The following is a 6552-nucleotide window of genomic DNA, read 5'->3' on the forward strand; positions in this document are numbered from 1 at the left end:
AGCGGCATGCCCAATGCCAAAGCATGACATCGCTGCCGCCTCTGCCTGTCCTGCAAGTCGCGCAGCCGGACGTGGCTGCCCGCTTTCACTGGGGGGAACAGCCTGAGGAAAGGTATCGGGAGTCGCACCTCGAATAGCCACTGCGAGGCGCTACTGCAGCAGGATTATCTTCCGGAGCAGGTGGAAGCCGGCTCGGCCGTAGAGCTGCCTCTTGATCCTTTTGATGCGGTTCACGGCTCCCTCGACGCTGCCCGAGCTCCAGTTCAGGGTGAGGCCCGCGATCACGGCGTCGAGGTCTCGCCGCAGGTGGAGCGCGAAGCCAGTGAGCCCGGGCAGCCGGCTGGCTTCGACTGCGTCGATCCAGGCAGGGAGCATGGCGCCGGTCCGCGAGAACCGGCCCCGGCCCAGCAGACTCGATCCCTACAAGCCCTACCTCGGGCGCCGATTCACCGAGGGATGCACCAGCGTCACTGAACTCCATGGCGAAATGGTCGCCGAGCAGGCTCCCGTCACCTACGGATGGTACGAGCCCACATTGCCACCTTGCGCAGGGACCCGTCCGCCGCACTGCCACGGCCAGCGACCGTACGGCAGGTGACCGGCTGGCTCACCCACCACCCCGCCACCCTGAGTGGTGTCCTGCCAGCGTGAGGCGTTCTCGTACCGGAGGATGGTGTTGAGGCCCCAGCCCGGATGCCGGGCGATCGCCCGGCGCGAGCGCCCTTGGGCGAGCATCTCGTGGACCAGGGCGTGTGCGGCCTTCTTTCGGGCGGCCCGCCGGCCGACGGGCTTAGCGTCGTCTTGCGACCCCCCTGAAGTCGGTCGGGTGGCCTCCGTCAGCGTGCCGCTGGGTGCCGGCGTGCGCAGACAGTCGCGGTGGGCAGCGACGCAGGTCGCCACGGCGCGGCCGAGGCCGACCTGCAAAGCGCCGGGTGCACCGTGCCGCGCCCTCGGTGTGGGCGCCCGCCCGGTCCCGGCAGATGATCTCCACGCCGGGATGGCAGTCCAGCCAAGCTGCCAGCGGCCCGGCTTCACGGGTCGGGAGCACATCGACCACGCGATGGTCTTCGACGCTGGTCAAGACGGTGGAGTAGGTCTGGCCGCGACGGATCGCAAAGTCGTCCACGCCCAGCACGCGTGGAGTACTGAATCGCGGATCGGGCAACGCCATGGCCCTGCGTAACAAGGTCATCCGTCCCGCACCGAAGCCGAGCTGGGCCGGCAGTCGAGCGCCGGCTCGTCCCGCCAAGGCTAGTCCCACCCGCTCCAGGGCGCGGTTCAGCCGCGTGGTGAACCGCGCGTACGGCGCGGCCAGCCGGAAGAACGGCTCGGCGAACGTTCGGCGCGGACAGTCCGCCGACCCGCAGATGAATCGCCGGACCGTCAGCCGGATCACAAAGCCCCGCTCAGCGAGCGGACGGTCCTTCAGCCTGCGGTCGTGGACCCGGTCCGCGAAGCGGCCGCAGTACGGACACGCCGCCCCCGCCATGCGGCCTCTTGCTACCACCTCGACCGTGCCGAACGCGACCGTAACCGCCTCGACCTCGACCTCGTCGATCCCGTCGAACACCAGCGAATCCCAGAACGGTGCATCGGTCTGCATGCCCAGCACCATCACTGTTCACAGCCAGCCAGAGCAGCGAACGGAGTGCACCTGAGGGAGCGTCACTTCGGGCCTTCAGGCGCCAAGGCGTGCGCCGTCTCGCACGAGTCAGTCACTCGCAATCGAACACAGAGGTCACGCTCCGCGATGGTTCCCCAAGATTCGTGCCAGAACCCCTCAGCAATCGACGAAGCCAGAATGCCGGTCTGTCGTCCTCGGGCTGCCCGGCAGTGCGGGACGTTATCGCCCCACCGGAACCACGGACGCCGTGCGCTCCGGTGGGGCGGCCGGGTCAGCAGTAGACCTTCGCCGTCTCCGCGAACCGGGCGAACGCGGCCTTGGTCCCGGCCCCGGCCAGGCCGTCGATCGGCCCGGTGTAGCCCCAGGCGACCGCGAGAGCACGCTGCAACGCCTTCACCGTCTGAGGACCGACGATTCCGTCGATGTCACCGTTGTAGTCGGAGTAGCTCTGGGCGGCGAGATAGCGCTGCATGGCTTTCCAGCTGTTGGGGCCCAGCAGCCCGTCGATCGCACCGTTGTATTCCCAGCCATAGTCGAGAAAGCACTGCAGGTGCTTGGCCTGGGTGGTGGTCAGGCCGAGGTTGACTACGGCGGTCACCGCCTGCGGAGCGGCAACAGGCGGTGCGGGTGCCGCGTATGCAGCACCGGAGACGCCCACGGTGGTCAGGGCGGCGACGGCGACGGCGGTGGCGAGGGCCTTCGCCAGGGAGTTGTGACGCATGAGAGTTCGTCCTTCTGCGTTGGTGGGTGATCGCGGAGCGAGGTCGCCGCGGTGCGGGCTGGAGGGCTTGGTGAGCCGGTGGGCCGATGGCCGATGTGTCAGGCAGTCGTCGGCTGCGGCGCCGTCACGAACTGCATGCGTCCTGGAAACGGAGTGCATCCCCCGGACGGACCGCGATCAGTTGAACAGGTTGTAGTAGTAGCTGCCCGCGCGGCCGAAGGCAGCCTTCGTTCCCTCCCCAGCGACCCCGTCGAGCGAGCCTTTGTAGCCCCAGTCTTCCTTGAGCCAATCCTGCAGGGCGACAATGGTCTTCGGGCCCGGAATGCCGTCGAGGGCGCCGTTGTAGCCGTGGAACCACTTGAGCATCTGCTGCATGGCCGTCCAACTGTCGGGGCCGAGAGCTCCGTCAATGACCATGCTGCCGTTGATGTCATAGGCCTCAAGCATCTCCTGTATGCCCATGGCCTGCTTGGTGTTCAGCCCCAGGTTGATCACGGCGGTGGTCCCGTACGTCCCGGCGCTTGTGGCGCTCGGCTCGGCGGCAAAGCTCGCGCCGGCAAGGCCGGTGGCCGTGAGGCCGAGCGTCAGGGAAGCTGTGATCAAGGACCTGGTGAATATTCCCGGTCGCATGAGATCTCCTCTTGTCGTGGCGGTGGTGATCGCGATGGACGGCCTGCACTCAGCTGAGGGAAGGTCTGAGATGTGAGTGTGTGACGCCCATACATCGGCCTCACCCATGAACCGTAGGGCCATCGCGAGCTCCGGACTTTGTCGTCCGTGCAGGAAAATTGGTCAGGGGTGCACCGTCGCAAGGTGGCGCCACATCAGACGAGGGCTGTACGTGGGGCCATCGAAGCCGGTGTACGGCGAGAGGAAATCCCGCCGGCCGGATGTCGGGAACCGTCCGCATCAATGGGTGAAGAGGGTGAAAGGGCCCGGAGGCGCTGCGGAGTTCTTAGTGGCTGTTGTCGTACCGATCAAGCGGCTTGCCGATCGAACGGGGTCTCGATCGGGTGATCGACGGCTCAGGGGACGTCCAAGACCACACCGGCAAGCTCCGGCATTGCCCGGAGGAAGTCCGGAACACTTGCGAGATCGCCCAAGCGCAGTTCATATGCCGAGATCCTGCGCGCATAGTCGGCAGCCAGGTCATCGACCCGGTGCCGCAGATCGGCGCGCGACGCCACCGTGATCGAGTCGTAGTAGCCGAAATCCGAACCGATCGTCAGGTCCGCGAACACCCCTTCCTCCTCCAGGACATCGGCCAGAGCCGGGGGAGTTGGGCCGCTCAACGCGCTCACGAGCCGCTGGAGACGATATGGCCCGGGGGCGACTGCGAAGACTGTGATCTCCGACGAGGCGTCGAAGATCACCGCGTGCAGCGCGGATACCAGGTCGCGAGGCGTGGACAACCGGAACAAGCCCGCACGACCGGCGTTGTCCGGCTCCGCACGAAGGGGCTTTGCCGTACGACCAGGTACGAAGCCCTTGTCCCGTGTGGTGACGGTTGGCGCTTCGGCGTCGACCTCGTACTCCCAGCTCACCAGCATCGGCTCTTGCTTCAGGAAACGCTCGGCGTCGTCGCAGTAGTAGGTCGGGATCGCATAGCGGTCCAGGCCGGCCGTCAGCTGCCACACCAGGCCCACATAGACGGCGACTTCCTCCATGTTGTTGTTGTTCACCGCCCACTCGGTGTACGGCGTCCCCTCGTCAGGCCATTCCTGCCAAAGGCCAGGCCAGTGCCGAGTCACCGCCAGGTCATTGCCCGGGAGGTAGTGGAAGAGATGGAAGCCGTCTGTCGTAGAAGCCTCAAAACGGATCGGATGCACCGCGCCAACCTAGCCCTGGGCAGCTCGGCGGTGCCCCACAATTTCGTGTCCGCGCGGCCGGGTGGCCGGGATCTCTCGTCGAGCGGGAGTCTCGATCGGGTGATCGCGGTCGGTGCCGGGCATGGAAGCAGGGCCTCGTGGTAGCTCGGAGGGTGTCTACGCCAGCGAGTTTTCCAGGAGTCCCTGTTGCCGCACTTTTCGCAGTTGCGGCTGCGGAGTCCAGCGCGGTCACCCACTCGTGTGATTGCCTGGCTCACCAGTTCGGAAACGCTGGTGACAACGGGTTACGCGAGCGCCGCTACCCCACCGACATGTCCGATGCGGAGTGGGCGGTGGTGAGGCCGCTGCTGCCGGTGCCGGGCTGGATGCGCGGGCGGGGCGGACAGCCGGAGGCGTACTGCCACCGCACGATGTTGGACGCGGTCCGCTACATCGTCGACAACGGAACGAAGTGGCGGGCCATGCCAGCCGACTTCCCGCCGTGGGACCGGGTCTACGCCTTCTTCCGCCGCTGGCGCGACCACGGTCTGGTCAAGGAGTTCCACGACCGGCTCCGCCGCAAGGTCCGCGAGCAGGCCGGGCGGGACCCGGAGCCGAGCGCGGGCGTGATCGATTCCCAGTCCGTCAAGGCGGACGCCGTCGTCGGTCGGGACAGCCGCGGCTTCGACGGCGGCAAGCTGATCAACGGCCGCAAACGGCACGCCGTGGTCGACACCCTCGGCCTGCTGCTGGGGTGATGGTCACCGCCGCGTATGTCGGCGACCGCACCGCCGGGCAGCTTCTGCTCGCCCAGGTCGCGGACGAGCACCACCGGCTGGCGCTGGTCTGGGCCGACGGCGGCTACACCGGCAGTCTCATCGAGCACTGCCTGGCCGTCCTCGCCCTGGTCCTGGCCATCGTCAAGCGCAGTGACGACATGCGCGGCTTCATCGTGCTGCCCAAGCGGTGGATCGTGGAGCGATTCTTCGCCCACCTGATGCGAAGCCGCCGCCTCGTGCGTGACTTCGAGCGGTCCACCAGCAGCGCGGAGGCGATGGTCTACTGGTCGGTGACGATGCTCATGACCCGCCGCCTGTCCCGGCCACGGCCTTCGCGAGCGTGAACCGGCCCGGCGCCGGCTCGGCCAACCACCCGCGCGCCGTCAGCCGCTTCGCCTTCGACCGCAACGCCTCGATCTTCGCGGGCACCGGGTCAAGGCCGAAGCGGCCGGCCATCTCCTGGCACGTCAACGGGCCTTGACTGAGCCGGCCCCGGTCCGCGAGAACCCGCAGGATGCGCTGGTAGTCCGCCGACAGTGCCGACCAGGCCAGACCCGCACGCCACATCGGCACCGCCGACTTCGGCTTCGCCGCCTGAGAAGACGCAGGAAGAGCGGGCGGTCCACCGCCATCCGACGGCTCCTCGGCGGCGTTCGGGCCGGCGGTGTCTCCCTCGCCCGGGGACAGCACCTGGCCGACGCGTGAACGGGCGATGACCCACTCGTTCCACTCCCGCTCGGCCGCGACCAGCTCGGCCTGGATACGGTCCGCCTCCTCCCGCAGCGCGTCCACACGACGGCGAGCGGTCAGCTCACGCTCCTCCAGCAGCCCCACGACCGACGGCATCCCCGACCTCCACCAGAGTGACGACACGACACGCCACCACTCCCCGGAACCACCGACTCCACGCCTGAACAGCGGAAACACAGTCCTCAAGCCCGGAAAGACAACAGCCACTTACCGCGCTTCGTTGGAGCACTCATCACGAGGTGTCTCGACCGCGCCCACGCGCCGGGAAGTTGCGACTTCGGTGAGAAGGCGCAACCTTCGCTGCGAGAGGTCACGAACGCAGTGGCACGTCCAACGATCAGCAGAACGGGCTCGTGGCTGGCCGAGGGAAGGGGGAACATAGCGCAACGAGTGTTCGCGTGTTCCGTTTTCTCGGGTGAACCGGTGCCGCGATCGGGTGACGTAGCGTCGCCGCTCCGCCGCCTGACAGGGGGCGACCGCTACACCACGTCTCGTGATGATCTCCCTGCTGCGACGCGGCCTGCCCGCGCTCGCCCTCGCCGCCCTGCCCTTGCTTGCCTCGCCCGCCTCCGCAGGCACCCTCACCACCCCCCTGCCCGTAGGCGAACGCCCCTTCACTTCCTACGCCCCGGCGCAGCCTCCCGGCGGAGCCCCGGGTGCCCTGCAGTCACTGGGGCTGTTCAAGGCGATCGACCGGCTTCCGGTCGCCGAGGAGCACCGACAGGGCTACCAGCGAACCCTCTACAAGCACTGGAACCGCGGTCTGAACGCCACCGACGGCTGCGACACCCGCCGAGAGGTCATCCTCTCCGAGGCCGTGAACGCCCCCGAGGTCGCGGCCGGCTGCAAGCTCACCGGCGGCTCCTGGCG

The 6552-nt window shown here is 67.8% G+C and carries 7 protein-coding genes and 2 pseudogenes; 3 read left to right on the forward strand and 6 right to left on the reverse strand.

The window, feature by feature from the left end; all coding sequences use genetic code 11:
• Positions 1 to 150: 150 nt before the first annotated feature.
• The 5 genes and pseudogenes from ABT001_RS35465 to ABT001_RS35485 all read right to left on the reverse strand — a co-directional run.
• Positions 151 to 381, reverse strand: a pseudogene (locus ABT001_RS35465) (transposase); the annotation flags it as partial.
• A gap of 409 nt (positions 382 to 790) precedes the next feature.
• Complete coding sequence (locus ABT001_RS35470) at positions 791 to 1603, reverse strand: transposase family protein (RefSeq protein WP_351285771.1); 813 nt, start codon at positions 1601 to 1603, stop codon at positions 791 to 793.
• Between the two features lie 292 nt (positions 1604 to 1895).
• Entirely contained in the window at positions 1896 to 2345 is a 450-nt protein-coding gene (locus ABT001_RS35475; protein ID WP_351285773.1) for a peptidoglycan-binding domain-containing protein, read from the reverse strand.
• Positions 2346 to 2522: 177 nt separating this feature from the next.
• On the reverse strand, positions 2523 to 2948 hold the full coding sequence (locus tag ABT001_RS35480) for a peptidoglycan-binding protein (RefSeq protein ID WP_351285775.1): 426 nt from the start codon (positions 2946 to 2948) through the stop codon (positions 2523 to 2525).
• A 422-nt stretch (positions 2949 to 3370) separates the two neighbouring features.
• Positions 3371 to 4174 carry a hypothetical protein gene (locus ABT001_RS35485; RefSeq protein WP_351285777.1) on the reverse strand — a complete coding sequence of 268 codons (804 nt, stop codon included), beginning with the start codon at positions 4172 to 4174 and terminating at the stop codon, positions 3371 to 3373.
• A 311-nt stretch (positions 4175 to 4485) separates the two neighbouring features.
• Between ABT001_RS35485 and ABT001_RS35490 the strand changes: the two genes are divergently transcribed.
• Together ABT001_RS35490 and ABT001_RS35495 are read left to right on the forward strand one after the other, a co-directional pair.
• Complete coding sequence (locus tag ABT001_RS35490; RefSeq protein WP_351285779.1) at positions 4486 to 4911, forward strand: transposase; 426 nt, start codon at positions 4486 to 4488, stop codon at positions 4909 to 4911.
• Positions 4911 to 5276 (forward strand): transposase, encoded by a 366-nt coding sequence (locus ABT001_RS35495; RefSeq protein ID WP_351285781.1) that lies wholly within the window; start codon positions 4911 to 4913, stop codon positions 5274 to 5276. Before ABT001_RS35490 ends, ABT001_RS35495 begins: the two co-directional genes overlap by 1 nt.
• On the opposite strand, the gene ABT001_RS35500 is transcribed toward ABT001_RS35495, so the two are convergent.
• On the reverse strand, positions 5233 to 5778 hold the full coding sequence (locus ABT001_RS35500) for a hypothetical protein (RefSeq protein WP_351285782.1): 546 nt from the start codon (positions 5776 to 5778) through the stop codon (positions 5233 to 5235). The two genes, ABT001_RS35495 and ABT001_RS35500, sit on opposite strands and share 44 nt — an antisense overlap.
• Positions 5779 to 6178: 400 nt before the next feature.
• On the opposite strand from ABT001_RS35500, the pseudogene ABT001_RS35505 reads away from it, so the two are divergent.
• Positions 6179 to 6552: pseudogene (locus tag ABT001_RS35505) on the forward strand (hypothetical protein); the annotation flags it as partial.

This window comes from Streptomyces sp. NPDC002793 (genome assembly GCF_040295485.1).
GTDB lineage: Bacteria > Actinomycetota > Actinomycetes > Streptomycetales > Streptomycetaceae > Streptomyces.

Coding starts and splice junctions, on each gene's coding strand:
- ABT001_RS35470 (WP_351285771.1), bottom strand. CDS start 1,603: ATGCAGACCGATGCACCGTTCTGGGATTCGCTGGTGTTCGACGGGATC.
- ABT001_RS35475 (WP_351285773.1), bottom strand. CDS start 2,345: ATGCGTCACAACTCCCTGGCGAAGGCCCTCGCCACCGCCGTCGCCGTC.
- ABT001_RS35490 (WP_351285779.1), top strand. CDS start 4,486: ATGTCCGATGCGGAGTGGGCGGTGGTGAGGCCGCTGCTGCCGGTGCCG.
- ABT001_RS35500 (WP_351285782.1), bottom strand. CDS start 5,778: ATGCCGTCGGTCGTGGGGCTGCTGGAGGAGCGTGAGCTGACCGCTCGC.
- ABT001_RS35495 (WP_351285781.1), top strand. CDS start 4,911: ATGGTCACCGCCGCGTATGTCGGCGACCGCACCGCCGGGCAGCTTCTG.